The following is a 26,622-nucleotide window of genomic DNA, read 5'->3' on the forward strand; positions in this document are numbered from 1 at the left end:
TCCCTAAAGCCCCTCAGGTCCTAAAAGCCTCTCAGGCCCAGATGCCCATGGCCTGCCAGATCGGCCTGGTGACAGCGTTCACCAGGCCGATCTCGGTGCACAACTCGCGGGTCTTGCCCACCGAGTCACGGATCTCCCGCTTGGCCGCCGGATTGCGCAGGTACACCTCGGTCACCACGTCACGCGGGATGGCGAACCGCCTGATCATCGGCCCCGGCGGCGCCAGCATGATCCTGGCCATGATCCCCAGGATGATCGGCGAGGCGACACCCAGCATGAGGCGCCGGTAGCGCGGCATCCTCGGCACCCGGTTGCGCAGGTAGTGCCGGGCGAAGGAGATGTGCCTGGCCTCCTCCGCGATGTGGATGCGCATGATCGTCTCTTCGAGCGGGTGGTGGACCCGATCGTCCTTGAGGAGCTTGCGCTGGACGTGGTCGATCGGGTCCTCGCCACCGAGCACGAACACGAAGAACAGCTCGGTCGAGATCAGCGGGATCCAGGGGGCGATCTGGGCGAGCATGCTGAGCGGCCCCGGCATGCCGCGCACCGGGAGCTCCGTCCGGTTGACGAACTCCTGGAACATCATCCCGTGATGTCCCTCTTCGATGGTCTCGTGGTAGACGTAGCGGAATTCGGGTGACCCGTTCGGCAGCCGGTAGGCGTAGTTGAGCAGGCCGCGCTTGAGCAGGTTCTCGAACTGCAGCCCGATCTTCATCGCCGTGGCCAGCCGCCACAGCCCGATCCTGGCCCGCGTCTCGGGGGAGCGGCTGCGGTACCACGGATGGCCGCCGAGCTTGTCCACCCCGGGCAGTTCCCAGCGAGGATCGGTCTGGTCGACGAGGAACTCCGGATCCTCCCAGGGGATGTCCTTGTACGGCTCCCAGTGCTTGTCGACCGATGCCTTCGACAGACGCTGGATGACCGCCTGGTAGGCGCTCCGTTCGGCGACCCGCTCGTCGGTCTCCCTGGCGGTGGTAGAGCTCGGTGCGCGTGTCATCGCCTGCTCCTCTCCTCGCCCGGTAATTGTACGAAGCATCTAATAAGAGGGGAAGAGTGACGCCCATCACAGGTCGTCCGGGTTCAGGCCGACTTCGGCGGCGGCCGTCGCGCGGAGGAGCCGGGTGGCCCAGCGGCGCGACACGACCTTGGGGTGCACGTGGATCTGGATGGCCAGTCCGTCGAGCAACGCGAAGATCCGCCAGGTGGACTCCTCGGGATCAGAGCAGACGAAGTCGCCCGACGCCACGCCGGCCTCGATGATCCCGCGCAGCATGGTCCTGCCCCGCACGTCGAGCCGTCGCACGGTCTGCTCGAGCTCCTTGTTGCGCATGGACTCCGACCAGGCGTCGATCCACAGCCGCCAGCCGTCGGACGAGCCCGCGGGGGAGGAGCGGCGCAACAGCGCGCGCAGCCGCTCGCGCGGCGTGCTCGGCGAGCGCTCGATGGCGTCCAGAGTGTCGAGATGCATCCGGGCGGCATAGGCGAACGCCTGCGCGAACAGCTCGTCCTTGGTCTCGAAGTGGTAGAACAGCAGTGCCTGGCTCACGCCGGCGGCTCTGGCTATGTCGATCGTCCTGGTGTGCCCGAACCCCTGCTCGGCGATCACTTCGCAGGCTGTCTTCAGTAAATCTTCGCGCCGTAATCGGCTGAAACCCCGTGTCACAGCGGGCCACTTTAACTACTAACCCGGGGGATTTGTAGGACAAACCGGGCACCAGTGTCGGAATCTTCGACGGTGAGAGTACCACCGTGCGCCGTGGCGATCTCACGGGCGATGGGCAGCCCGAGCCCCGTACCCCCCGCGTCGCGGTTGCGTGAGGCGTCCAGCCGGGTGAACCGGCGGAAGACGTTCTCGCGCTGGTCCGGCGCGATCCCCGCGCCGTCGTCCAGGATCTCCAGTACGCCCCAGCCGCCCCGCTCGTCGACGGTCACGGTGATCGTGGATTCCGCGTGCCGCTCGGCGTTGTCGAGCAGGTTCGCCAGCAGGCGGGTCAGGCGCAGCGGGTCACCGATCACCACCACCGGACGCAGGTTCAGCTCCACGCGCTTGCCGGGCGGCCGGCGGGCCAGCTCCTCCTCGACCAGCTCGGCCAGGTTGACGTCGGCGCCGAGACCGGGCGCGCCCGCGTCGAGCTTGGCCAGCGTCAGCAGGTCGGTGACGATGGCCTGCAGCCGGTCGAGGCTCGACAGCAGGGCCACGGCGGTCCGCGGCCAGTCGGCCTCGTCCGGATGGAGCATGGCCTCCTCGATCTGGGCGCGCATCGCGGTGAGCGGGGTGCGCAGGTCGTGCGAGGCGTCGGAGGCGAACCTGCGCTCCTGCTGGACCGCGTGCTCCAGCCGGTCGAGGGTCTGGTTCACGGTCCGGGCGAGGTCGTCGAGCTCGTCGCGGTGCGGCAAGGGCGGCACCCGGCGGCCCAGGTCCGTGGCGGTGATCTCGGCCAGCTCGGTCTTGATGGCCGTGACGGGCCGCAGCGCCCTGGTCACCGTCGTCCTGGCCACGTACGCCGTGATCGCGGAGAGCAGCAGCACGGCGAGCAGCACGGCCACCACATAGAGCGGGCTGATGTACCAGGGGACGGCCGGGACGTAGGCGTAGACCGTCCAGAACGTCGACCCGACCGGCACCCGGTACCCCACGACGATCAGGCACTTCACGCCCGGCACCCGGTTGGTGCAGACGGTGGTGTCCAGGCGGTTGTCCTCGCCCGTGGAGGTGTCCCTGATGAGCGGCGGATAGCCCAGGAGCCTGGGGCTGGCCTGGCGTACCGCGCCGTGGTCGTCGACCACCTGGATGAGGTCCACGTCCTCGGTGGCCGTCACCGGCCGCATCCGATCCGGCGCGGACCGCTGGACGCCGGCCGCGACCCGGCGCGCCTCGCCGGCCGCGTGCTCGATCCGGTACCCGGTGAGCACGCTGTTCGCGAGCGGTGTGATGAGCACGGCGGTGACGAAGTAGCCGACCAGCGTCGACAGCAGGGCGGCCACCGTCATCCGGCGCCGTACCGACCACCTGGCGAACACCTCTCAGCCTTCCACGATCGGGAGCCGAGGGAGCCGCACCACGAAACGGGCGCCGCGGTCGGAGTCCTCCAGGGTCAGGGTGCCCCCGTGAGCCAGCGCGATCTCGCGGGCGATGGCCAGCCCCAGTCCGGTGCCGCAGGCGTCGCGCTCGCGCGCGGCGCTCAGCCGGGTGAAGCGCTGGAACACCACCTCTCGCTGGTCCGGCGCGATGCCCGCGCCGTCGTCCACGACCTCGAGCACGGCCGCCCCATCGCTGTCCCGTACGGTCACCGCGACCTGGGACTCGGCATGACGCTCCGCGTTGTCCAGCAGGTTGGTGAGCAGGCGGGCCAGCCGGACCGGGTCGCCCATGACGGTCACGCCCGGCCGCAGGTCGGTGATCACCGGCTTGGAACGCCGCCCGGCCGTCTCGGCGCCGACCAACTCGGCCAGGTCTACGGGCTCGCGGATGGCGGGGGCGCCCGCGTCGAGCTGGGCCAGCGTCAGCAGGTCGCCGACGATGGCCTGGAGACGGTCCAGGCTGCCCAGCAGCGCCACTCCGGTCCGCTGCCAGTCGGCCTCGCCGGGGTACAGCATGGCCTCTTCGACCTCCGCGCGCATGGCGGTGATCGGGCTGCGCAGGTCGTGCGAGACGTCGGCGACGAACCTGCGCTGCCGCTCGGCCGCGAGCTCCAGCCGGTCGACCGGCCGGAGCGTCCTGGTCACCACCCGGGACACGCCGAACCAGGTCAGTGCCACCAGCGCGAGCGAGTCGCCGCCCAGGAATCCCAGCACGGCCGGGTGGACGTACCGCGGCACCATGGCCCCGGCCGCGTAGACCAGCCAGTCGCCGCTCCGCTCGTAGACGCGCAGGACGGTCAGGATCTCGCACCGGCCGGGGAAGTCGGGCAGGTCGCACACGACCCGGGTGCGGTTGGCGTTGTCGGCGTCGGGTGTCCACTCGCTCATCCGCGGGCGGCCGGTCAGGTTCTCCGTCGTGGACACCACCCGCCCGGCCGAGTCGACGACCTGGATCCCGTCCACCTCGCCGCTGATGACCGGCGGCAGCTCGTGCCGCTTGACCAGGTGCACCACGCGCAGGGCGGCGGTGAGCACCTCGTTGGTGCGGCGCCCGACCGCCGTGGTGTGCACCGCGTGCAGCGCGAACGCGCTGACCACAACGCACAGCAGCGCCATGGCGACGCTCGCGAACAGCGTCAACCGCGCACGCACGGACCGCCCGAACCGTGTGACCACGCCTTTCCCCCCGGCGATCAGCCGATCACACCTAGTCGTCACCATCCTAATTAACGGAGATTCGGCGACAAATCCGGATAAAACGCCAACCGAACGGCGCTCTATGCGTGCCGCATTCGGCTGGTTAGAGTAAGTGAGCACTGATGTCAGGGAGACGATGTGAACCTTGATGAGTATCGGCATGCCGCCAGGGCCTGGCTACTCGAAAACGCTCCGGCCGGCGACTCCCCGGAGGCCGACCCGGTCGCCAGGGCCAAGGACTTCATGGCCCGGCTCTACGACGCCGGATACTCCGGCATCACCTGGCCGGCCCGCTGGGGCGGCCAGGGGCTGACGCAGGCGGAGGAGCGCGCGTTCGCCGCCGCGGCCCGCGACTTCACGCTGCCCACCTACGTCTTCTCGATCGGCCTGGGCATGACGGGCCCGACGCTGGTCGACCGGGGCACCGACGAGCAGCGCGAACGCTTCGTCCGGCCGCTGCTGCGCGGCGAGGAGATCTGGTGCCAGCTCTTCTCGGAGCCGGGCGCGGGCAGCGACGTGGCCAGCCTGCAGACCAGGGCGGTACGCGACGGCGACGACTGGATCGTCAACGGCCAGAAGGTCTGGACCTCGGTCGCCCACCACGCCGACTGGGGGCTGCTGCTGGCCCGCACCGACGTCGAGGTGCCCAAGCACAAGGGCCTGACCATGTTCGTGGTCGACATGCGCCACCCGGGCGTCACGATCAGGCCGCTCAAGGACATGACCGGCCGGGCCAACTTCAACGAGATCTTCTTCGACGACGTCCCCATCCCCGACGCGCACCGCGTCGGCGAGGTCAATGACGGCTGGAGCGTCGCGGTCACGACTCTCCTGCACGAGCGGCTGTCGATCTCGGCCGGCGTCGGCATGGGCCAGGGCAAGGACGACCCCACCTCGCTGGCGGCGCTGCGCCAGGTGGTGGACACCACCGACCCGCTGGTCAGGGACGAGCTCGTCGAGCTGCACATCCGCTCGCGGGCGCTCGCCCTGTTCAACCAGCGCCTGTCCCAGGAGACCAAGGCGGGCATCTTCCCCGGTGCCCGCGGCAGCGCCGCCAAGCTGCTGCTGGCCGAGCTGTACCTGTACCAGGCCGACCTCGCGACCCGGCTGGTCGGGCCCGAGGCGGTCGTCGGCGGCCACCCGCTGGCGCAGGCGATCTCCATGGCCCCCGGCATGTCGCTGGGCGGCGGCACCAACGAGATCATGCGCAACATCATCGGCGACCGCGTGCTCAACCTGCCGCCCGAGCCCCGGGTGGACAAGACCGTGCCGTTCAAGGACCTGAAGGTGGGGACGCAGGGGTGAAGCTCGTACTCAGCCAGGAGCAGCAGGAACTCCGCGCCGCCGTCCGCTCGTTCCTGGCCGCCGCCTCGCCGCTGCCCAAGGTCCGCGAGGGCTACGACCGGGAGGTGTACGCGCGGCTCAACGCCGAGCTCGGCCTGTCCGGGCTGATCGTCCCGGAGGAGTACGGCGGGGCGGGCGCGGGCTTCGCGGAGCTGGCCGTGGCGCTGGAGGAGACGGGCGCCGCGCTGCTACCCGGACCCTTCCTGGCCACGGCGTTCGCCACGATCGCGCTGACCCGGGTACCGGACAAGGAACTGCTGACCGCCATCGCCGAAGGCCGCATCACCGCCACGCTCGCCACCGGCCCGCTCGACCGGGTGCTCAACGGGATGGAGGCCGACGTCCTCCTGCTGCGCGACGGCGAGGTCCTGACGGCCGTCGACCTCACCGCGCCCGGCGTCACCAGGACCGCCCTGGAGACGCTCGACCTGACCCGTGGCCAGGCCCGCGTGGCGCTGGACGGTGCGCCCCGCCGTGAGCTCGGCCCACTGCCGGCCGGCGTCGACGACCTGCTCGCCGTGGCGCTGGCGGCCGAGCAGCTCGGCGTGCTGCGCGCCGCGCTGGCCGCCATCGTCGCCTACGCCAAGATCAGGGTCGCCTTCGGCCGCTACATCGGCTCCTACCAGGGAGTCAAGCACAAGCTCGCCGACATGCACTGCAAGCTGGAGCAGGCCGAGTCGATCGTCCGCTTCGCCGCCTGGGCCGCCGACGAGTCGCCGCAGGAGCTGCCCGCCGCCGCCGCGCTCGCCCAGGCGTACGTGGGGCGGGCCTGCTTCGAGGTGGCCCGCGACCATCTGCTGCTGTACGGCGGCATCGGCTACACCTGGGAGCACGACGCGCACCTGTTCTACAAACGGGCCAAGGCCGACGAAGTGCTGCTCGGCCCGCCACGAATCCACCGGGCCCGCCTCGCCGAGTTGCTGGAGCTGTGATGGACATCAGCGGACTGCCCGGCTTCTACGCGATCGCCGCCGCCGACCCGGACCGGCTCGCGGTCATCGACGTGGACGGGTCCCGGACCACGTACGGCGAGTTGCTCACCCGGGTCAACCAGGTCTCGCACGGCCTGCGCGCCCGTGGGCTCACCGACCGGGACGTGGTGGCCGGCGTGCTGCCGAACGGCCTCGACGCGGTGATCATGATGATGGCGACCGGGCAGATCGGCCTCTACTACGTGCCGATCAACTGGCATCTCACCGAGGCGGAGGTGGCCTACATCCTGGCGGACTGCGACGCGAAGATCGTGATCACCGCGGACGGCCACGTACCCGGGAGCGAGATCGGCACGGCCGGGCTGGCCGAGGGGCAGCCCGCGGACGCGCCCGGCGGGCGGGCCGGCGGGGCCGTCATGTGGTACACCTCCGGCACCACCGGCTTCCCCAAGGGCGTGCAGCGGCCGCTGTCCGGAGCCGAGCCCGAGGCGAGCGTCCCGCTCTTTGTCTGGTTCCTCGGCGAGATCGTCGACCTGGTGCCCGGCGCGGCCGTGCACCTGGTCACCTCGCCGATGTACCACTCGGCGCCGTGCGCCCACACGCAGTTCGCGCTGCACCTCGGCCACACCCTGGTGATCACGCCGCGCTTCGAGCCGGAGAACATCCTGGAGCTGGTCGAGCGCCATCGGGTGACGAACGCGATGATGGTCCCGACCATGTTCCACCGGATGCTGCGGCTGCCGGAAGAGGTCAAAGCGCGCTACGACGTGTCGAGCCTGCGGCAGGTCATCCACACCGGCGCGGCCTGCCCGGTGGCGGTCAAGCAGGGGATCATGGACTGGTGGGGGCCGGTGCTCTACGAGTACTACGGCTCGACCGAGTCGACGATCGCCTTCTCGGTCAAGCCGCACGACTGGCTGGCCCGGCCCGGCACCGTGGGCAAGCCGGCGCCCACGTTCGAGGTCAGGATCCTCGACGAGGCCGGCGTGGAGCTGCCGCCCGGCGAGCCCGGCATGATCTACGTCAAGTCCGGCCTGGGGACCTTCGAATACCGCAAGGACCCGGCCAAGACGGCCGCCAGCATGCGCGGCGAGTGGTACACCCCTGGCGACATCGGCTACCTCGACAAGGACGGCTTCCTGTTCCTGTGCGACCGGCGCACCGACCTGATCGTGTCCGGCGGGGTCAACATCTACCCGGCCGAGATCGAGGCCGCGCTGCTGGAGCACCCCCTCGTGGCGGACGTGGCCGTCATCGGGGTGCCCGACGAGGAGTGGGGGCACAGCGTGGTCGCCCTCGTCCAGCCGGCGGCGGGCGTCACGGGCGACCCCGAGCTCACCGCCGAGCTGCTGCGGCACTGCGAGCCGCGCATCGCCCGGTTCAAGCACCCAAAGGTGATCCACTACCGGGACGCGCTGCCCCGTACGCCGACGGGGAAGCTGTCACGGTCCAAGGTCAGGCAGGAGTACCTCGACTCGCGGTGAAGACCAGCTCGTCGGTGTACCCCTTCTCGTCGCCCAGGTAGAACCGGGTCGCGAGGGTGCGGTCGGCCGGGTCGAAGACCGTGCTCCAGATCGTGCGGAACGGCAGCGCCGGATCCGGCCGCACCGCCAGCAGGCTCGCGCGCAGGTCCTCGGGCGACATCAGCGCGCCCTTGCTCCGCTCGTACAGCGAACGCAGCCGCTCGTACGTCTGGAAGCTGGACTCGGTGTCCTCGGGCAGGTTCATCGGGTCGGGGTTGCGGTGCAGGAGGTGGTTGGTGACGCAGAGCGGCGCGTCGCCGAACTCGATGATGTGCTCCGCGCCGTCCCGGCCGCGCTCCCACACGAACGCCCGGCCCTGGGCGTCGGCGACGAGGTAGTGCAGCGGCACGCCGTGGTCGTACTGCTTGGCGCCGAGCAGCGCCTGCTTGGCCTGCTCCACGTTCTCGCAGGTGTCGACGAGGAAGCGGGGCAATTGCGCGCTGCCCACCCCGACCTGCGGCGAGACGTTCTGCGGCGGCTCGGCGTTGGCGAAGTCGGCGATGAGCAGCATGACGACCAGACCGGCCTCGTTGACGCCGTCCATGCAGCCGTCGAGTTCGGACATCGTGATGACGGTGGAGGCCAGGCCGGTGTCGGGCACCGTGGTGATCACATACGGCCTGGACGACATCGGCAGCTCGCCGGGCCGGGCGGCCTGGCCCATGATCTCGCTGGTGGTCGTGGTGAAGAAGTCGTAGTTGCGGCCCACCCTGCCGTGGCCGTCGGTGCCGGCGGAGGGCGGACACCACAGCGCCGAGCAGCCGGAGCCCGCGGGGATGTAACCCAGCCCGTCGAGGGCCAGTTCGTCCTGGTCGGGGTCGAGCCCGAGCGCCGCGGCGGCGCCGTCCATGCGGGCGTGGTGCTGGGGCCAGTGCCGTTCGAACCAGGTCCGTCGAGCCCGGTTGACGGCGGGGTCGGCGGGCGTCGGCGCCCAGCCGAGCCTGAGGGCCTCCTCGGTGAGCGCCCGGCCGATCTCGACCTGGCTGCCGTGGAGGGTCAGGTGGCGGACGAGCTGGAAGTCGTTCCTGCCGCCCGCGATCTGCGTCATGTTCTTCATGACCGCCAGGCTGCCGCCGGGCGCTGACCGTTCCCCTACCGTCGACTGACCGTCCACCGTCAGCGAGGGCGCGTACGGCGCGTCGGGGAGGGTCGCGTACCGCTTGTCAGCGAGGGCGGCGGACCGCGCGGCTGTAGCGATCCGCCAGGAGCAGTACGTGCTGGGCCAGCTCCGGCGGGTCGAGCACCTCGAAGTCCACACCGATGAACCCGATCCACACGGCCATCCCCGGCAGGTCGTCGCCGCTCAACCTGACCAGGCAGGTGGCCTCGTCGACCGGCTCGATGTCCAGCTTCAGCGGCAGCCGGCGCATCGCCTCGGCCGGGCTGTGCAGCAGCACCGTCGCGTGATAGCGCCACATGGCGGTGGTCACGCCCTTCTCCACGTACGCGGCCACGTCACCGTCGCCGGGCAGCTCGCGGGGCGTGAACCGGGGTCCCGTGGCCGGTGTCCGCAGCAGGACGCGGTCCACCCGGAACGTCCGCCAGTCCCGCCGCTCGACGTCGTAGCCGACCAGGTACCACCGCCCGCGCCGGTGCACGAGCCGGTGCGGCTCGGCGTCGCGCATGGTCGAGGAGCCGTCGTGGCCGGTGTAGTCGAAGCGGAGCCGTTCGTGGTCGCGGGCGGCGTTGGCGATCGTGGTCAGCACGTCGGGGGCCACCGACGGGACGTCGCCGGGGATCTGCACCGTGTAGGCGTTCAGGGCGTTGACCCGGCGCCGCAACCGTGACGGCAGCACCTGCTCCAGCTTGGCCAGGGCGCGTACCGAGGTCTCCTCGATGCCCTGGACGCCGCCGCCCGCCGCGCGGCCGAGGCCGACGGCCACCGCGACGGCCTCCTCGTCGTCGAGCAGCAGCGGCGGCAGCGCGGCCCCGGCGCCGAGCCGGTAGCCGCCCGCGACACCCGGCGTGGCGTGCACGGGGTAGCCGAGGCTGCGCAGCCGCTCGACGTCGTTGCGGATCGTCCTGGTGGAGACCCCGAGCCGCACGGACAGCTCGGGGCCCGACCAGTCCTTGTGCGCCTGGAGCAGGGACAGCAGCTTGAGCAGGCGGGCCGAGGTGTCGAGCATGCCTGCCAGTCTGCCCGCCATCGCGGAAAGCCTGGTTCCGCGATGTTCCCGCGATGTTTCCGCGATGGCGGGGATCTCAGGTCAGCCGAACAGCTTGTGCGCCTGCTGGATCACCGTCAGCACGGTGAGCGTGCCGAAGAAGGCGATCGACCAGACGAGCGCGCCCAGCCGGTACGACCTGACCTTGAGGGCGTCCGGCAGTGACCGGCGGTTCAGCACGATCAGCAGGATCGAGTAGACGAACATCATCACCGCCGCGAAACTGGCCGAGAACACCAGCAGGATCAGCGGCTGGTCGAACCCGAGCAGCAGGATCACGATGCCGAGCAGCGCCATCGCCCAGACCACGAAGAAGTACACGCGGTTCTCGGAAATGGCCTTGTCCCGCAGGTAAATGGTCTTCAGCGCGTCGGAGGCCAGCCGGGAGGTGTAGTCGACGATGCCCATGGCCGAGGCGAACAGCGACAGCGCCCCGATCACCCAGAACAGCACGCCGAACCACGGCCCGACCGACGCCTTCAGCGCCTCGCCCTCGACCTGCAGGAACCCGATGCCGTTGGCCAGCCCCGGCGCACCGAACACCGTGGAGTAGGCGAGCATCGACATCAGCGCGATCGTCAGGAACGACACCAGCGCGAAGGTGGCCGCCTGCTCGATGTTCGCGAAACGCCACCACTGCTGCCACCGGGCCAGGTTCTCCTTGGTCGGCGCGAACTGGAAGCCCGTCGAGGCGGCCGCCTCCTCCTGGCCGGTGACCGGGCTGACCAGGCGCGGCACGTACAGGCCCATGCCGAAGCCCTTGTCGCGGATCCAGTTGCTCTGGCACAGATTCTGGCCGCCGCCCGCGCCCGCGTAGGCGATCGCGCCCATCAGCACCGCGAACTCCAGCGGCGGCACCGGGAACCGCGCCCCGACGCTCAGGCCCTTGCCCAGCGCGATCCAGCTGTCGGCGTTGATGGCGAACAGGATCGCGACCACCGCGAGTAACAGCACCAGAGCGATCTTCACGAAGATCACCCGTTCCAGCAGGATGTAGATGACGGGCGCCAGTGTCAGGCCGAGCGCGATCACCACCAGCATGCCGATAGCGATCCAGCGCACGCTGCCGGCGCCCGTGCCGGTCAGGTAGGTCATCATCGTGGCCGACGTGGTCACCCAGCCGGGCCACAGGTTCGAGCAGAGCGTCATCACGACGAAGACGAGGCTCCAGTGCTTCCACATCCTGCTGAAACCGGTCAGCGCGGTCTCGCCGGTGGCCAGGGTGTAGCGCTCGATCTCCATGTTGAGGAACCACTGGGTGATGATGCCGATCGCGGCGCCCCAGATGAAGACCAGGCCGACCTGGGAGGCGATGTAGGGCCAGAGGATGAACTCGCCGGACGCCAGCCCGACCCCCGCGCCGACCAGGCCGGGACCGATGATGCGCCAGCTTGATCGCGGAGGCTCCGGCAGGTCTCGGACGGCGACGGGGGGCAGGACTCGCGCAGGAACGGTCGGGGTGAATTCCGCCATGCGGATCTCCTTGTTCGACGTGCGTAAGCGCCACCTTACAGAGATCCGAAAGCTGAGTGGAATAGCCAGTCAGCCCATTTCCACCACATATTCCCCGTCGTCGGTGAACCCGGTGACGCGCTCGCCGGACCCCATCAGCCCGCCGAGCACCTCCCGCACCGCCAGCCGCCACGCACGGGCCGCCTCCGGGTCCTCGCGGCGCAGCGTCTCGATGTCGTACGGCGTCGCGACCAGCACCACCGGCCCGTCGGCCAGGCCGATCATCGGCCGCGTCCCGTCCACTTCCACCCCCCGCGTGTACGGCCCGGCGGACGGTTCCGGCGGCGGCTCCGTCAGCCGCCAGACGGCGAGCAGCCGGTCGGATGCGTCGCCCTCGTTGATCGCGTCGGCCATGACGCCGTAGAAGTCCTCCAAGTACCGCTCCGGCCGGGCGCCCAGCTTGGTCAGGTTGAACCGGGCGTTCCTGCGTACGAGCGGGTCGAAGGTCCAGGTGACCTTCTCCAGCCCGCGCTCCAGGCACCAGGCCCGCTGGTGCAGCTTGAGCGCGTAGCCGATGCCGCGCCCGATCACCGCCCCGGTCACGTGCGAGTGCAGTGTCCGGTCCGCCGCGAGGAAGCCCACCGAGGCCCCGACCAGCCGCTCGCCCTCGTACGCCCCGGCCACGTAGCCGCCCGCGTGGGCGAAGCCGATCATCAGCTCCACCGGCACGGGCGCGTTGCGCGGGTCGGGGTGCCAGATGTCGTCGTAGAGCCGGTAGACCTCCTGGAAGTCGTGGATCTCGCGCAGCTCGCGGATCGTCACACCGGTCTTCTCGGCCGCCTCACGGGCGGCGGCCGCTTCCGCACTCGTCATTGCGCTTACCTACCCGTCGCTGGTCAGACCAGCCATTGCGGGGGTGGCCGGACGGTAGGCGGTGCGCGGAGATCGGGCCGTCAAGCGGCGGTGGCCGGGCGATAGGCGGTGCGCGGTGATCGGGCCGTCAAGCGGCGGTGGCCGGGCGATACGCGGTGCGCGGTGATCGGGCCGTCAACCGGCGGTAGAGCGTCGTGGGGCCGGGCCAGTTGTTGGTGACGCGGCCTTCGGCCGTCTTGTACCAGCTCTGACAGCCGTTGCCCCACACCATCCGCGCCATCGCCGCGTCGAGCTGCCTGCTCCACGCCGCCATCGCCTCGGGCCGCACTTCGATCGGCCCCTGCTCGGAGAGGTACGGCAGGCAGGACAGGATGTGGTTCACCTGGCATTCGATCATGAAGATGATCGAGTTGTGGCCCAGGTTCGTGTTCGGCCCGTACAGCAGGAACAGGTTCGGGAAGTCCGGCACCGAGATGCCCAGGTACGCCTCCGCCCCGTCCTTCCACCGCTCCCGCAGCGACTGGCCGCCCCGCCCCGAGACCTCCATCGGCGCGAGGAACTCGGTGCTCCTGAACCCGGTGGCGTAGACGATCGTGTCCACCTCGTACGGCCGATCGGCGGTCTCGATGCCCGTCGGCGTGATCCGTACGATCCGTTCCGTCACCACGTCCACGTTCGGCCGGGTCAGGGCGGGATAGAAGGAACTGTCGATGACGACCCGCTTGCAGCCCGGCGGGTAGCCAGGGGTGAGCTTGGCGCGCAGCGCCGGGTCGGGGACCTGGTTCCGGAGGTGGTCCAGAGCCCGCTTCTTGAGCAGGCCGGCGCTCCAGCCCTGGGCCAGGGCGGGGTAGAGGGTGCCTTCGGCGTACCGGTAGATCCACTCGCGGTAGGCGCGCTGGAGGCCCGGGACGAAGTGGAACGCGAGCCTGGTCAAGGTGTCGAAGGTGGCGTCGGGCTTGGGGATCACCCAGTTCGGGGTGCGCTGGAACACCGTCAGGTGCTCAGCCTCGGCGGCGACGCGCGGGATGAGCTGGGCGGCCGAGGAGCCGTTGCCGATCACCGCGATCCGCCTGCCGGTCAGGTCGTGGTCGTGGTTCCAGCGGGCGGAGTGGAAGGACGTGCCCTCGAAGTCTGACATTCCGGTTATGTCGGGGAGCTGGGGGCGATTGAGCTGGCCGACGCTCATGACGACGACGTCGAAGGTCTCGGTGGTGCCGGCCGTACTGACCTGCCAGTGGGAGCCGTCGAAGACGGCGCGCTCGACCTCGCTGCCGAACCGAATTTTTCCCCTGACATCGTATTTATCGGCGCAATGCTCTAGATAGGCAAGAATTTCGGGTTGTTCTAGGTAGCGGCGGGTCCAGCTCGCATATTTCTCGAAGGAGTAGGAGTAAAGGTGCGACGGGATGTCGCAGCCCGCGCCCGGATAGCTGTTGTCGCGCCAAGTACCGCCCAGGCCGTCCGCCTTCTCGAAGACCGTGTAGGAGCCGATCCCGGCCCGTTCGAGCTGGATCGCCATGCACAATCCGCCGAACCCCGCTCCGATGATCGCGACCCTGGGCGCCATGGCATCCTCCACAAGTCAGGATCCACTTACGGTACGCCGCGCGTCCCTCCGGCGACACCCCTCGCCGATCACGTACCGGGGCCGGCCGGCCGGTAGTCTGCGCTGGTGGCTGGAGTGACGCTGGCAGATGTGATCAAGGAGCTCGAGGCGGCCTACCCGCCCGCCCGAGCCGAGTCCTGGGACGCGGTGGGCCTGGTCTGCGGAGATCCGGCGCAGGAGGTGCGGCGGGTGCTGTTCGCGGTCGACCCGGTCGCGGCCGTCGCCGCCGAGGCCGTCGAGTGGGGCGCCGACCTGATCGTCACTCACCACCCCCTCTACTTGCGCGGCACCACGAGCGTCGCCGCGACCACGCCCAAGGGCCGCCTCCTCCACAACCTGATAAAGAACGACATCGCCCTCTACACCGCCCACACCAACGCCGACGTGGCGAACCCCGGCGTCTCCGACGCCCTGGCCCGCGCCGTCGGCCTGACCGGCGATCTGGTCCCGTTGCGGCCGTTCCCCGACGATCCCTGGCGCGGGCTCGGCCGCGTCGGCGAACTGCCGTCGGCGATGACGCTGGGGGAGTTCGCCGAGCGGGCGGTCGCGGGGCTGCCGGAGACCGCGCAGGGCATCCGCGTCGCGGGCGAGCTGTCCCGCCGCGTCACGCGCGTGGCCGTCAGCGGGGGAGCGGGCGATTCGCTCCTCAGTACGGTCCGCGCCGCGGGAGTCGACGTGTTCCTCACCGCGGACCTGAGACACCACCCGACCAGCGAATTCGTCGAGGAGGGCGGCCCCGCGCTGATCGACGCCGGGCACTGGGCCACCGAGTGGCCATGGCTCGACAGCGCGGCGTCCATCCTGGGTTCGAGTGGCGTTACCGTTGAGACGCGCGTCTCCGCCACGGTCACCGATGCTTGGACAAGAGGATATTGATCATGAAAGCAGCCCCCGAGGCCCAGAAACGACTGCTCGACCTGGCTGACGTTGACTCCGTGGTCGACCGGCTGGCGCACCGCCGCCGTACGATGCCGGAGCTGGCGGAGATCGACGAGCAGTCGAAGCGCTACGCCAAGCTCGCCACCGACGTGATCGGGGTCGAGACCGAGGCCGGCGACCTGGCCCGCGAGCAGTCCAAGGCCGAGAACGACGTCGAGGCCGTTCGCAGCCGCGCCGACCGCGACCAGAAGCGGCTCGACTCCGGCGCCGTCAGCTCGCCGAAGGACCTGGCGAGCCTCCAATCCGAGATCGCCTCCCTGCACAAGCGCCAGGGCGACCTCGAAGAGGTCGTGCTGGAGATCATGGAACGCCGCGAGGCCGCCGACAGCAAGGTTCTCGACCTGATCGCGCAGCGCGACGAGATCGCCGCCACGCGCGCCGCCGCCGAGGACCGCCGCGACGCCCTGCTCGTCGACCTCGACAAGGAGGCGAGCGAGGCCCAGACCCGCCGCACCACCATCGCCGGCGAGATCCCGGCCGACCTGCTCACGCTCTACACCAAGCTCAAGGACCAGTACGGCGTGGGCGCCGCCATGCTCAGGGGCGGCCGGTGCCAGGGCTGCAAGGTGGCCCTGTCGATCGCGGAGATGAACCGCATCAAGGCCGCGCCGCACGACGAGGTGCTGCGTTGCGAGGAGTGCCGCCGCATCCTCGTACGTACTCCAGAGTCAGGCATATGAGCTCCTACATCATCGAGGCGGACGGCGGCTCGCGCGGCAACCCCGGGCCCGCCGGCTACGGCGCCGTGGTCATGGACGCCACCGACCGCCAGGTGCTGGCGGAGGCGGCGGAGGCGATCGGCGTCACGACCAACAACGTGGCCGAATACCGGGGGCTGATCGCCGGGCTGACGTCGGTGCTCGCGGTGGGGGGCGAGGACGCCCAGGTCGCGGTGCGCATGGACTCCAAACTGGTCATAGAACAGATGGCCGGCCGGTGGAAGATCAAGAACGAGGGCCTGCGCCCACTCGCCCTGGAGGCCGGCAAGCTGGCCAGACGGCTGCGGGTGACGGAGTGGACCTGGATCCCGCGTGAGCAGAACCGGCACGCCGACCGCCTGGCCAACGAGGCGATGGACGCCGCGGCCAAGGGCCTGACCTGGAAGGCGGGCGGCGCGGCCGGCCCGGCCCTCACGGACTCGCCGCCCACGCCCACCTCGGCCGCCTCCGGAACTCGAGGTGACTCCGGAACCTCGGCCCGATCCCGGTCCTCATCCACATCCACCCAACAGACGGACCTCTTGGACGTGGCGGCGGCGGACATTTCTGACTTGTCAGCCCCTTCCGCCTCTCTGGCCACCACCCAGCAGCGCAACCGTGGCACCGGCTGGGCCCCACCAACCCGAGTGGCGACCTCCCTGCTCCTGCTGCGCCACGGCGAGACCCCACTGTCCGTCGACCGCCGCTTCTCCGGCCTGGGCGACGCCGAACTCACCACCAAGGGCCTGGCCCAGGCATCGGCCGCCGCCGAGCGGCTGTCCCGCGAGCCGTACCACCTGGACGTGATCGTCAGCTCCCCCCTCAAGCGCGCGCGGCAGACCGCGGAGGCGGTCGCCCAGCGCACCGGCGTCGCCGTAGAAGTGGACGACGACCTCAGGGAGGCCGATTTCGGCGTCTGGGAGGGCCACACGTTCACGGAGGTCCAGCGCGGCTGGCCCGCCGAACTGGCCGCCTGGCTCGCCGACCCGACCACCGCGCCCCCGGACGGCGAGAGCTTCGAGGCCGTGGCGGAGCGTGTCAAGCGGGCGGAGGAGCGCCTGGTCGAGCGGTACGAGGGCCGGACGGTGCTCATCGTGTCGCACGTGACGCCCATCAAGACGCTGCTGCGGTTCGCGCTGATGGCACCTCCGGCCGCGCTGTACCGCATGCACCTGGATCTGGCATGCCTGTCGCTGATCGAGCACTACGCCGACGGCCAGTCCGTGGTGAAGTCCTTCAACGACACCTTCCACCTACGCTGACATCCCCACTCGACCGACTGAAGATCTACGGAGGTTTGATAAACTTCCAGCTAGACGAGTCGGCCGGGCGGCCGCGTCGGGCCCTTCACGGGCCCGCCGAGGAAGGTCCGGGCTCCACAGGGCAGGGTGGTCGGTAACGCCGACCCGGGGCGATCCGCGGGACAGTGCCACAGAAAGCAAACCGCCTCCAGATCTTTCTGGAGGTAAGGGTGAAACGGTGGTGTAAGAGACCACCAGCGCCCACGGCGACGTGGGCGGCTAGGTAAACCCCACCCGGAGCAAGGTCAAGAAGGGACGCTCTCCGGAGCGTCCCGCGCGCGACGTTCGAGGGCTGCCCGCCCGAGCCGCGCGGGTAGACCGCTTGAGGCCGCCGGCAACGACGGCCCTAGATGGATGGTCGCCCCTTCGTTCCGACGAAGGACAGAACCCGGCCTACAGGCCGACTCGTCTCCTAGAAGTCCCTCTACCAGGCACAACAGCTAAAAAATGATCGCCAGTTCCGCTAGAGCTTCGGATCATGCTTTCGATGGCCCCCTATCTTGGTCTTCACCAGCCCATGATCTACGGTGGCCCGGTCCGAAAGCATGATGTGCCCGAAAGCCGTCTCCAGCCGGACCCGCCGCATGGGCGCATCGGTGACGGCGGTGGCCATCCTCAACGGGCTCCTGCAGGGCAGCGTCAAGGGTTGAGGCCGTGGGAGGATCGAGCGCGTGCGGGTGAACGACGAATGGTGACGATCCAGGACGTGGCCAAGGCCGCGGGCGTGTCCGCGATGACGGTGTCCCACGTGATCAACCACCATCCGCACGTCAGGAGCGAGACCCGGGCACGTGTGCTGCAGGCCATCACCGACCTCGACTACCGGGTCAACGTCGCGGCCCGCAACCTGCGTACCGGGCGCACCGGCACGATCGGGCTGGGCGTGCCCGAGATCGACCGGCCTTACTACGGGCAGCTCGCCGCCGAGATCATCAAGGCGGCCGCCCGGCACAACCTCAAGGTGGCGATCGAGCAGACCGGCGCCTCCCGCGAGGGCGAGCTCGACGCCCTGGCCCTGTCGCGCAACCGGCTCTACGACGGGCTCATCCTCAGCACGGTCGGGCTGGGGCCCGCCGACACCGACCTGCTCAAGATCGACTATCCCATGGTCATCCTGGGAGAGCGGATCTTCGACGGGCCCGTGGACCACGTCGCGATGCCCAACGTCGAGGGCGCCAGGGCCGCGACCGCGCACCTGATCGAGCGCGGCTGCCGCCGCATCGCGCTCATCGACGGCGCGCCAGGGGAGGAGGTCGATGTCTCCAGCCTGCGCCATGACGGCTACCGGGAGGCGCTGCGGGAAGCCGGCATCCCCGTCGATCCGCGGCTCCTCGTCCCCATCGGGGAGCTGACGATGGAGCAGGGCGCTGCGGCCGCGCAGCGGGTGAGCGAGTCCGGGGCCGGGGTCGACGGCGCGTTCTGCGTGACCGACACGGTCGCCATCGGGGCAATGCGCGGGTTCGCCGACGCGGGGATGCGCGTGCCTCAGGACGTCAGGGTCATCGGGTTCGACAACATCGCCGAGGGCGCCTACACCGTTCCTTCGCTGTCGTCGATCGACCCCGACCACGCGCTCATGGCCGGCACGGCCGTCGGGTTCCTGGTCAAGCGGTTGGCGGAGATGGGCAAGAACAAGCAGGTCGCGCGGGAGTTCATCAGCCGCTTCTCGGTGGTGGCACGCGAGTCGACCGGCTGACATTCGCCCCGTTTCCGGCGAGCGCGGCGAGATAGCCGCCGGCAGTGGTGCCGACTTCATCGCGCTTCATCCCGCGCGGGTCTTATCACTGCGGTGATGAACGACCAGGGGGGCAGATCGAGCTCGACCTCGCCATGCCCGATGATGGTGTTGACGCAGGGGGTGACGGGTGAGGCGGTGAACGGCTGTCCGTCGTCCGGGGCGGCGCCGGCGAGCGTGGTGACCTCACTGATCGTCGAGCCGGACGGCCGCGGAAGCCGTACGGAGGCCACTCGGGGGGTCGGGTGGGCGTTGACAGCGCGGATCACGTACTCGATCGTGCCGTCGGCGGTCGTGCGCGAGGATGCCCCGGCCACGACCCGGTGTTCGGGCCGCAGGTCTTGCTCGTAGTCGTGACGCAGTTCGCCGTCAGCCCACACCCGTACGCGGGCGCCGTCGAGCCGCACCGCGACGTCCACGGGCACGCTGGTCTCCACGCCGCGCCAGCGGATCGGCCCGTCGTCGTCGTTGGTGATGCCGTCATCGCTGCGAAGGACGACCGTCGACTTGTTCTGCCAGCCGCCGATGTGGATCTCGAGGTGGCTTCCGGGCGCCGCGGCGCCCAGCTCGATGAGGAAGCCCTCGCTGCCGGCCTGCCGGGTGGCGGTGAACTCCAGGCTCGCCGAGCTCGGGTCGATGACGCCGAGTTCGACGCTCTCTCCCCTCGGGCCGGTGCTCACGGCGGCATGCGGGGCGCCGTCGAGGACGATGTCCGTGTAGTCGATGCCCGAGCCCGGTGAGCGCAGCCGTGCCGAGCCGGTCGTGGGCAGTGTCACCGGTTCGGGGTCGGCGCCGCCGACGGTGACCTGGTGGACGACGGTGCCGCGTTCGCCCGAGAACATGCGCTGGACGTGGTACGAGGCCGACGGCAGCACCTCTGTGGCGGTGAAGTAGATCAGGTCGGGGGTCCACTGGGTGTGTCCGACCCGGGCCAGCAGCGGCGCGTAGGACGCCAGCCGGACGACGTCGGGATGGCGCTCCAGGCCGATCATGAAGGCGGCCTCCGCCAGCGCCGAGCGGACGGTGTTGCTGCGTGCGGCGTACTCGCCGACGTAGACCTGGGAGCCGGGCGGGTAGGTCGCGTAGCGGTTGACGTTCTGGTGAAACCAGCGCGGGTTACGGTAGCCGTGCTCGTCCACCATGGCGGTGGCGCGGGCGCGGGCGAAGGCCCAGCCGGAGTCATAGTCGCGGCCGAAAAGCTGCGGGCCGGATGTGCCGATCACGCAGATCTCCGGGTGACGTTCGCGTACGGCGTCCTCGATACGGGCGTATCGGTCGCGGAAGTCGTCGGTGATCTCATCCTCGTTGCCGACACCGAGGTAGCGCAGGCCGAACGGCTCGGGATGGCCGAGTGCGGCCCGTTGCTCGCCCCAGGGAGTGTGGAGGGAGCCGTTGGCGAACTCAATGAGGTCCAGCACGTCCGCGATGTACGTTTCCATGGCGTCGTCGTCCATGGCCTGGGCGCCGCCGGGGTAGTTCTGGCAGCAAACGCCGGCCGCGACCACCGGCACCGGGGTGGCGCCGGTGGCCTGGCACAGTTCGAAGTACTCCAGGTAGCCGATCTGTCGGGACTGGTGGTAGCCCCACAGGTTGGGCAGGTGGACGCGTTCGTGGCGCGGGCCGATCGTGGTCTTCCAGTGGTAGAGGTTGTCCAGGCCGAGCCCGTGCGCCAGGCAGCCGCCGGGGAAGCGGATGAAGCTGGGCCGCAGTTCCTTCAGCGTGTGAAGGAGGTCGGGCCGGAAGGTCAGGGGCCGTCCGTCCGCACCGGTCGGCCGCAGACACACGTGGTCGAGATCGACTGTCAGGCCGGAAGGGATGTCGATGCGCAGCTTGCCCCGACCGTCGGCGGTCGGGGTGAGGATCGTCTGGCAATGGTGCCAGCCGCCGGACGGCACGACGATCTCCGCCTGGGCGAGGCCGTCGTCCTCGTCACCGGCAATGGAGACTGCCACCCTGCCGCCGCGCTCTCCATCGGTGCGGCTGTGGAACGACAGCCACAACGCCTGTCCTGCCGTGGTGCCGATGCTGTCCCATCCGTCGTTGATCAGGGTCGCAGGTCCGGTGAGGCGGACGTAGTGGGCGTTGTCGGGATGGAGAGGGGCGTCGGTGCGAACCTCGGCGGTGTCGGGGGGGTCGGTGTACCAGGCGGTCAGCGGATGCCAGCCGTCATGGTCGGCGGCGCTGAACTCGAAGTCGCCGTTGCGCACGCATTCGGCGTTCAGGCCGCCGTCGAGGGCGTCGTTGAGGTCCTCGATGAACAGCCCCCACAGATCGGGAGCAACGGCGGCTCGGGATACGCCGACGTCGATGGTGATGTGCTCGCGGGTGGTCATGCGAGGCGTCCCTCCACGGTGACGAAGGAGTGAGCGGGCAGGTGCACGCGCAGCCCGGAGACCGTGGCCGTGACCTGCTCGTGGGCGCGCGGGGCGACCGAGGCCGGGGCGTCAGGAGTGTTGTGGTCCTGCAGCTTTCCGGCGGTCAGGATGCGGGACCGCACGTCGGCCAGAGCGCCGCCGCGCAGGTCCAGCTCGACGTCGACAGGCTGGTCGGCGTCCAGGTTGGACAAGGAGAAGAGCACCTGGGCGTCCTTGCGGCTCGCCGACAGCGAGACGGTGCTCAGCGTGCCGGAGCCGGTTTCGCGGGCGGGCAGGCCAGCGGGGAGGTCCACGCGGAGCGACGCGGCGTCGTGGTGGCCCTTGTTCATCTCGAAGACGTGGTAGGTGGGGGTGAGCACCAGTGCTTTGGAGTCGGGGTCGGTGAGGATCATGGCCTGGAGCACGTTCACGGTCTGGGCGATGTTGGCCATGACCAGGCGGTCGGCGTGGCGGTGGAAGATGTCGAAGTGCACACTCGCGACCAGGGCGTCCCGGAGGGTGTTCTGCTGGTAGAGGAAGCCGGGGTTGGTGCCGGGCTCGACGTTCCACCAGGTGCCCCACTCGTCCAGCACCAGGCCGACGTTCTTGTGCGAGTCGTAGCAGTCCATCACGTTGGAGTGGCCGGTGATCAGCTCGTCCACGTACGCGGCCTTGACCATCGTGCGGTAGTAGTCGTCGATGTCGAACACCGTGGCGTCGCCCTTGTCCTGCCAGGGGCCGGGGACCGTGTAGTAGTGGAACGACACGGCCTGCATGAACGGCTGCGGCCGGTAGGCGCAGCCCAGGTCGCCGAGCTGCTTCATCAGCGTCTCGGTCCACGCGTAGTCGGCGTCACTCGCGCCCGCCGCGATCCGGTAGAGCTTGTTGTCGCCATGGTCACGGCTATAGGTGCCGTACCTGCGCGCCTCGGCGGCGTACTGCTGGGCGGACATGTTGCCGCCGCAGCCCCACGCCTCGTTGCCCAGCCCCCAGTAGCGGATCTTCCACGGCTCCTCGCGCCCGTTGGCCTTGCGCAGCCGCACCATCGGCGAGTCGCCGTCGCGGGTGAGGTACTCGACCCAGTCGCTCATCTCCTTGACCGTGCCGGAGCCGATATTTCCGGAAATGTACGGCTCGGTGCCGAGCAGCTCGCACAACGCCATGAACTCGTGGGTGCCGAAGTGGTTGTTCTCCTCGACGTTGCCCCAGTGGGTGTTGACCATCGACGGCCGCTCGCCCTTGGGGCCGATGCCGTCCATCCAGTGATACTCGTCGGCGAAACAACCACCCGGCCAGCGCAGGTTCGGGATGTTCAGCGCCCGCAGCGCCTCCACCACGTCCAGCCGGATACCGTCCACGTTGGGCAGGTCGCTGTCCGCGCCCACGTAGAAGCCGCCGTAGACGCAGCGGCCAAGGTGCTCGGCGAAGTGGCCGTACAGATGCCGGTTGATCACCGGGCCGGTCACGTCGAGGTTGACGATGGCGGGGATAACGAGGTCAGTCATCTATATGTTCCTTGTTCAGTGAAAGGGTGCGTAGTGCTTTGGTTCTGGCTCCGAACACGGCGCAGGCGACCGAGAACGGCAGGCAGCCGACGATGTCGCGGGTGAGCAGCGTTCCGGCGCACGTGTCCGTCCACCACAGCACGACCTATAGGCGCCGTCGTCGCCTGTGGGTGGGTCCAGAAGGTCAGTGTGTGGCTCTCGCTCGAAGGGCGGGCGGTGAGCGTCGCGGTGACGCGGGCCGCAGCCAAGATCCGTGAGAGTCGTCCCATGGCTGTTCTCGCTTCGATACGACCGGCAGGGAGTGAGGCTCCTCGCTTGGTGGATCCTGGATCGGCAAATTGAGGCTACTGTATCGATACAAAAGGTCCTGTCAATGCCCTCCGCACGTGAATCGCCGAAGGCCTTCCCGGGCCGGAGCCCGGAAAGCGCGGAGATGGTCGGCGCAGCATGACCTCTCCCAGAAAGCCCGTCAGTCGAGGGGATTTTCCCCGATTGAAACTTTCAACAGCCGCGCTGCGGCGAAGGAGCCCGCGCGGACGAAGATCGGAATGCGGGCCAGTGGCGTGTCCACCTCGATGGTGCCGGGGCCCTGGCCATCGCCCGTCGCGAGTTCCACCCATTCCGCACCCGGCGGCAGATAGACGGTTCGGCGGGTGAGCCCGGGTGCGAGAACCGGGGCGGCCAAGAGGTCGGGGCCGAGCATGAACTGGTCGTCCACCGTCCATGCCCTGTCGTCGTTCGGGAAGTCGAACAGCAGCGGACGCAGGACGGGTTCGCCGCGTTCGTGCGCGGCTTCGGCCAGGTTCATCAAGTACGGTCTCAGCCTCTCGCGGATCAGCAGGTGCTCGCGCATGATGGCCAGGGCCTGCTCACCGAAGGACCAGACCTCATTGGGCGCTCCGGTCTGCTCAGCCACGAAGGGGCCGGCAGGGGAGCGGACGCCATGGAGGCGCATGATGGGGCAGAAGGTGCCGAACTGGAACCACCGGATCATGAGCTCCTGGTAGGCAGGGTCGGTCGGATCACCGCCGTGAAAGCCGCCGATGTCGCTGTTCCACCAGGGAATGCCGGACAGTGCCACGTTGAGCCCAGTCCTGACCTGCGTGGCGAGCGCGTCCCACGTGGTGTGGATGTCGCCGGACCACAGGGCGATGCCGTAGCGCTGGGTGCCTGCCCAGGCGGAGCGGGTGTGGTTCAGGGGCCTGTCGAAGCCCGCGTCGACCATTCCCTCGTAGACCCCCTGGGCGTGCACATGACCGTACATGTTGCCGACCTGCTTGCCCGGTCCCGCGGCGTAGATCGCCTGCTCTGCCTTGCGGTGAACGACGTCGGGTTCGCTGGCGTCCAGCCAGAACACCTCGATGCCCTTGTCCAGGTAGTGCTCACGAAGCTCGCTCCAGAGCTTGCGCCTGGCACCCGCGGAGAAGGAGTCGACGTAGGCGGAGGGCTGGAACCGCTCGCCCTGGCCCTTGGCCGGCCAGGACTGGGTCAGCGGACCGCCCTCGACGCTGCCGACCAACTGCCCGTCGGCGCGCAACTGCTCGTAGGTGTCGCTCCCAGGCTCCGAGGTCGGCCAGACGGAGACCATCAGCTTGACGCCGAGCTGGTCCAACTGCTTCACCATCGCCTCGGGGTCGGGCCAGAACTCCGGGTCGAAGCGCCAGTCACCCATCCGTTCCCAGTGGAAGTAGTCAGCGACGATCACCGCCAGAGGCAGTCCCAGCTCCTTGTATCGGCGGGCGACGGCCAGCAGCTCGTTCTGCGTCTTGTAGCGCAGCTTGCTCTGGAAGAAGCCGCTCGCCCATTCGGGGAGCATGGGTGCGTGGCCCGTCGCGTCGGCGTACGACGCCATGATCTCGGCCGGGGTGTCACCGGCGGTGATCCAGTAGTCGATCTGGTGCGCGGTGTCGGCGACCCACCGGGTGGCGTCGGCCGCGAGTTCCACGCGGCCCATCGCGGGGTTGTTCCACAGCAGGCCGTAGCCACGAGAGGAGAACAAGAAGGGGATGGTCGTGGTGGTGTTGCGCTGGATGAGGTCGAGCACCAGGCCCTTCTGGTCCAGGCGGCCGTGCTGGTGCTGGCCCAGGCCGTAGACGCGCTCGTCGTCGTAGCCGTCGAAGATCTGCTCAAGACGGTAGGTGCCGTCGCCGAGCGGCGCGTGCACGCGAGGGCCTTCGTGCCCGGCATGCGGTGCCTTCTCGGCCAGCAGTTCCCGCCCTGTCTCGCTGTGCGTGAAGCGCAGGCGCCCGGCGGTCAGTTCAGCCGTGATCCGGCCGTTGATCAAGCTGTTCCCCTGCTGCCGCGTTTCGGCGGGCGGGGTTTCCAGGAGCGCGCCCGGCAGATCGTCCTGGATGCCGTTCGGGGCTGAACGGACCCGGAAGGCATGCGGTCCCCAGGGTTCGACCCGCAGGATTTCGCTGGGCCGCGTTTCGATGAGCAATGTGGTTCTCCTCAGGGGCGAGGGAGCAGACGGGTGGACCAGAGGTAGACGAAGGAGAGATAGACAGGAACCGTGATTCCGAAGACCGGAACCAGGCCGGGAACGACGTTGTAGACACAGAGCACGACGGCGACCGCGCCTGCGTTGAACCCGGCGATGAGCGGCCGCGCCAGCACGAACACCGCACTCCGCACGATCAGCTTCGGGACGCCCTCAGCGAAGTGCGCGGCGAGTGGCCACACGGCGGCGGACATGCAGCTGAGGAAGACCGCGAGCACCCAGAACAGCCCGGCCAGTCCCTGCCCGGCCGAGCCGAGATCGACCGTGGCCACCAGGTGGCGATCGAGCAGCAGCAACGCCCAGAGCCCGAGAAAGGAGTATCCGAGGATGTTCGCGCCACGGAATTGCTCCCGCCATGCCGCACCGAACTCCGCGCGCAGCCTGGACGGTTCGCCACGGCCCATGAGGTCACGCCGTACGACGGCGTAGACAGCGGCAGTGGCGGGGAAGATTCCCAGCAGTCCCCCGCCGACGAGGGTCCAGCCGAGCCACAGAAGATGGAGCCGGAACAGGCGCAGCCCCACTTCGCCGAGGCGGGTGTGCCAGCCGAGCAGCGCGTTCATCCCTTCACTGCTCCGAGCATGACGCCCTTCTCGAAGTAGCGCTGAAGGAAGGGGTAGAGCACGAGCACGGGGAGCGTCGACACGATGATCACGCCGTATTTGATCTGGTCGGCGTACTGCTGCGCGTAGCTGCCGCCCGATCCTCCCGCCGCGCCCGCGCCGCCGGCGAACGCCTGGTTGGACAGGAGGATGTCGCGGAGCACGACCTGCAACGGCTGCTTGCCGTAGTCGCGGATGAAGACCAGGCCGGTGAAGAAGTCATTCCAGTGCTGTACCAGGTAGTACAGGCCGATCACCGAGATGATGGCCTTCGACAGGGGAATGGCGATCTTCAAGAAGTAGCCGAAGTACGAGATGCCGTCGATGGCCGCCGCCTCGTACAGCTCTTCGGGCACGGAGTTTTCGAAGAAGGCCCGGGCGATGATGAGGTTGTAGACGTTCACCGCCGTGGGCAGGACGAACACCAGCCAGTTGTCCAGCAGGCCGACATCGCGGTAGAGCATGTAGGTCGGGATCAGGCCGCCCTGGAAGAACATGGTGAGGGCGAAGAACACCATGATCGCCTTCCGGGGCCGGAACTCCCGTCTGGACAGGGCGAAGGCCGCGGGCATGGTGACGCAGAGATTCAGCGCCGTCCCCACTCCGCTGTAGAGCAGGGTGTTGAGATACCCGTTCCAGATCCGCTCGTCGGCGAGGATCTGCTCGTATCCGAACAGGTTGACACCTTGCGGGAAGAGCCACACCTTGCCGGTCGCGACCAGGGTGGGGTCGCTGATCGAGGCGATGACGACGAAGTAGACCGGGTAGATCACGGCGACCAGGATGCCAACGCAGAGCACGGCGAGGATGGCAGA

Annotated in this window: 21 protein-coding genes and 1 other RNA gene; 8 read left to right on the top strand and 14 right to left on the bottom strand. The window is 69.3% G+C overall.

The genetic code is table 11. From position 1 onward, the window contains the following. Positions 1-31: 31 nt before the first annotated feature. From AB0H88_RS07050 to AB0H88_RS07065, 4 genes are all read right to left on the bottom strand, one after another. Positions 32-997: a diiron oxygenase gene (locus AB0H88_RS07050; RefSeq protein WP_357642238.1), complete on the bottom strand. Its 966-nt coding sequence runs from the start codon at positions 995-997 to the stop codon at positions 32-34. Positions 998-1,063: 66 nt separating this feature from the next. Then, complete coding sequence (locus tag AB0H88_RS07055) at positions 1,064-1,663, bottom strand: TetR family transcriptional regulator C-terminal domain-containing protein (protein WP_357642241.1); 600 nt, start codon at positions 1,661-1,663, stop codon at positions 1,064-1,066. An 11-nt stretch (positions 1,664-1,674) separates the two neighbouring features. After that, on the bottom strand, positions 1,675-3,021 hold the full coding sequence (locus AB0H88_RS07060; protein WP_357642243.1) for a HAMP domain-containing sensor histidine kinase: 1,347 nt from the start codon (positions 3,019-3,021) through the stop codon (positions 1,675-1,677). 3 nt (positions 3,022-3,024) lie between these two features. Continuing rightward, on the bottom strand, positions 3,025-4,233 hold the full coding sequence (locus tag AB0H88_RS07065) for a HAMP domain-containing sensor histidine kinase (RefSeq protein WP_357642245.1): 1,209 nt from the start codon (positions 4,231-4,233) through the stop codon (positions 3,025-3,027). Between the two features lie 183 nt (positions 4,234-4,416). Between AB0H88_RS07065 and AB0H88_RS07070 the strand changes: the two genes are divergently transcribed. The 3 genes from AB0H88_RS07070 to AB0H88_RS07080 are packed head-to-tail and all read left to right on the top strand — an operon-like array spanning position 4,417 to position 8,038. Next, positions 4,417-5,583, top strand: a complete 1,167-nt coding sequence (locus AB0H88_RS07070; protein ID WP_357642247.1) for an acyl-CoA dehydrogenase family protein — start codon at positions 4,417-4,419, stop codon at positions 5,581-5,583. Beyond that, complete coding sequence (locus tag AB0H88_RS07075; RefSeq protein ID WP_357642250.1) at positions 5,580-6,554, top strand: acyl-CoA dehydrogenase family protein; 975 nt, start codon at positions 5,580-5,582, stop codon at positions 6,552-6,554. The genes AB0H88_RS07070 and AB0H88_RS07075 overlap by 4 nt, the downstream gene beginning before the upstream one ends. Continuing rightward, the gene (locus AB0H88_RS07080; RefSeq protein ID WP_357642253.1) at positions 6,554-8,038 is read left to right on the top strand and encodes an AMP-binding protein; all 1,485 of its coding nucleotides are present in this window, start codon (positions 6,554-6,556) and stop codon (positions 8,036-8,038) included. Before AB0H88_RS07075 ends, AB0H88_RS07080 begins: the two co-directional genes overlap by 1 nt. On the opposite strand, the gene AB0H88_RS07085 is transcribed toward AB0H88_RS07080, so the two are convergent. From AB0H88_RS07085 to AB0H88_RS07105, 5 genes are all read right to left on the bottom strand, one after another. Further along, positions 8,010-9,134: a C45 family peptidase gene (locus tag AB0H88_RS07085; protein WP_357642255.1), complete on the bottom strand. Its 1,125-nt coding sequence runs from the start codon at positions 9,132-9,134 to the stop codon at positions 8,010-8,012. The genes AB0H88_RS07080 and AB0H88_RS07085 overlap by 29 nt on opposite strands. Positions 9,135-9,240: 106 nt before the next feature. Then, complete coding sequence (locus tag AB0H88_RS07090; protein WP_357643142.1) at positions 9,241-10,203, bottom strand: WYL domain-containing protein; 963 nt, start codon at positions 10,201-10,203, stop codon at positions 9,241-9,243. A gap of 81 nt (positions 10,204-10,284) precedes the next feature. Continuing rightward, the gene (locus AB0H88_RS07095; protein WP_357642257.1) at positions 10,285-11,715 is read right to left on the bottom strand and encodes an Nramp family divalent metal transporter; all 1,431 of its coding nucleotides are present in this window, start codon (positions 11,713-11,715) and stop codon (positions 10,285-10,287) included. Positions 11,716-11,784: 69 nt separating this feature from the next. Further along, positions 11,785-12,567: a GNAT family N-acetyltransferase gene (locus AB0H88_RS07100; RefSeq protein WP_357642260.1), complete on the bottom strand. Its 783-nt coding sequence runs from the start codon at positions 12,565-12,567 to the stop codon at positions 11,785-11,787. A gap of 127 nt (positions 12,568-12,694) precedes the next feature. After that, positions 12,695-14,134 (bottom strand): NAD(P)/FAD-dependent oxidoreductase, encoded by a 1,440-nt coding sequence (locus AB0H88_RS07105; protein ID WP_357642262.1) that lies wholly within the window; start codon positions 14,132-14,134, stop codon positions 12,695-12,697. Positions 14,135-14,248: 114 nt separating this feature from the next. On the opposite strand from AB0H88_RS07105, the gene AB0H88_RS07110 reads away from it, so the two are divergent. The 5 genes from AB0H88_RS07110 (at position 14,249) to AB0H88_RS07130 (ending at position 18,807) form a co-directional block, all read left to right on the top strand. Further along, positions 14,249-15,049: a Nif3-like dinuclear metal center hexameric protein gene (locus tag AB0H88_RS07110; protein WP_357643143.1), complete on the top strand. Its 801-nt coding sequence runs from the start codon at positions 14,249-14,251 to the stop codon at positions 15,047-15,049. Between the two features lie 2 nt (positions 15,050-15,051). After that, positions 15,052-15,792, top strand: a complete 741-nt coding sequence (locus AB0H88_RS07115; RefSeq protein ID WP_357642265.1) for a C4-type zinc ribbon domain-containing protein — start codon at positions 15,052-15,054, stop codon at positions 15,790-15,792. After that, positions 15,789-17,072, top strand: a complete 1,284-nt coding sequence (locus AB0H88_RS07120) for a bifunctional RNase H/acid phosphatase (RefSeq protein ID WP_357642268.1) — start codon at positions 15,789-15,791, stop codon at positions 17,070-17,072. Before AB0H88_RS07115 ends, AB0H88_RS07120 begins: the two co-directional genes overlap by 4 nt. Positions 17,073-17,127: 55 nt before the next feature. After that, an RNA gene (gene rnpB, locus AB0H88_RS07125) (RNase P RNA component class A) lies at positions 17,128-17,523 on the top strand. A 276-nt stretch (positions 17,524-17,799) separates the two neighbouring features. Then, positions 17,800-18,807: a LacI family DNA-binding transcriptional regulator gene (locus AB0H88_RS07130; RefSeq protein WP_357642270.1), complete on the top strand. Its 1,008-nt coding sequence runs from the start codon at positions 17,800-17,802 to the stop codon at positions 18,805-18,807. A gap of 56 nt (positions 18,808-18,863) precedes the next feature. On the opposite strand, the gene AB0H88_RS07135 is transcribed toward AB0H88_RS07130, so the two are convergent. From AB0H88_RS07135 to AB0H88_RS07155, 5 genes are all read right to left on the bottom strand, one after another. Then, on the bottom strand, positions 18,864-21,179 hold the full coding sequence (locus AB0H88_RS07135; protein WP_357642272.1) for an alpha-L-arabinofuranosidase C-terminal domain-containing protein: 2,316 nt from the start codon (positions 21,177-21,179) through the stop codon (positions 18,864-18,866). After that, positions 21,176-22,705: an alpha-L-arabinofuranosidase C-terminal domain-containing protein gene (locus AB0H88_RS07140; RefSeq protein ID WP_357642274.1), complete on the bottom strand. Its 1,530-nt coding sequence runs from the start codon at positions 22,703-22,705 to the stop codon at positions 21,176-21,178. The genes AB0H88_RS07135 and AB0H88_RS07140 overlap by 4 nt, the downstream gene beginning before the upstream one ends. Before the next feature lie 469 nt (positions 22,706-23,174). Next, the gene (locus AB0H88_RS07145; RefSeq protein WP_357642276.1) at positions 23,175-25,145 is read right to left on the bottom strand and encodes a TIM-barrel domain-containing protein; all 1,971 of its coding nucleotides are present in this window, start codon (positions 25,143-25,145) and stop codon (positions 23,175-23,177) included. Between the two features lie 11 nt (positions 25,146-25,156). Further along, positions 25,157-25,768, bottom strand: a complete 612-nt coding sequence (locus AB0H88_RS07150; RefSeq protein ID WP_357642278.1) for a DUF624 domain-containing protein — start codon at positions 25,766-25,768, stop codon at positions 25,157-25,159. Further along, a complete protein-coding gene (locus tag AB0H88_RS07155) occupies positions 25,765-26,607 on the bottom strand; it encodes a carbohydrate ABC transporter permease (protein ID WP_357642280.1) in 843 nt (280 codons plus the stop codon). Before AB0H88_RS07155 ends, AB0H88_RS07150 begins: the two co-directional genes overlap by 4 nt. Positions 26,608-26,622 lie beyond the last annotated feature (15 nt).

The organism is Nonomuraea sp. NPDC050680, from assembly GCF_040654555.1.
Taxonomy (GTDB): domain Bacteria; phylum Actinomycetota; class Actinomycetes; order Streptosporangiales; family Streptosporangiaceae; genus Nonomuraea.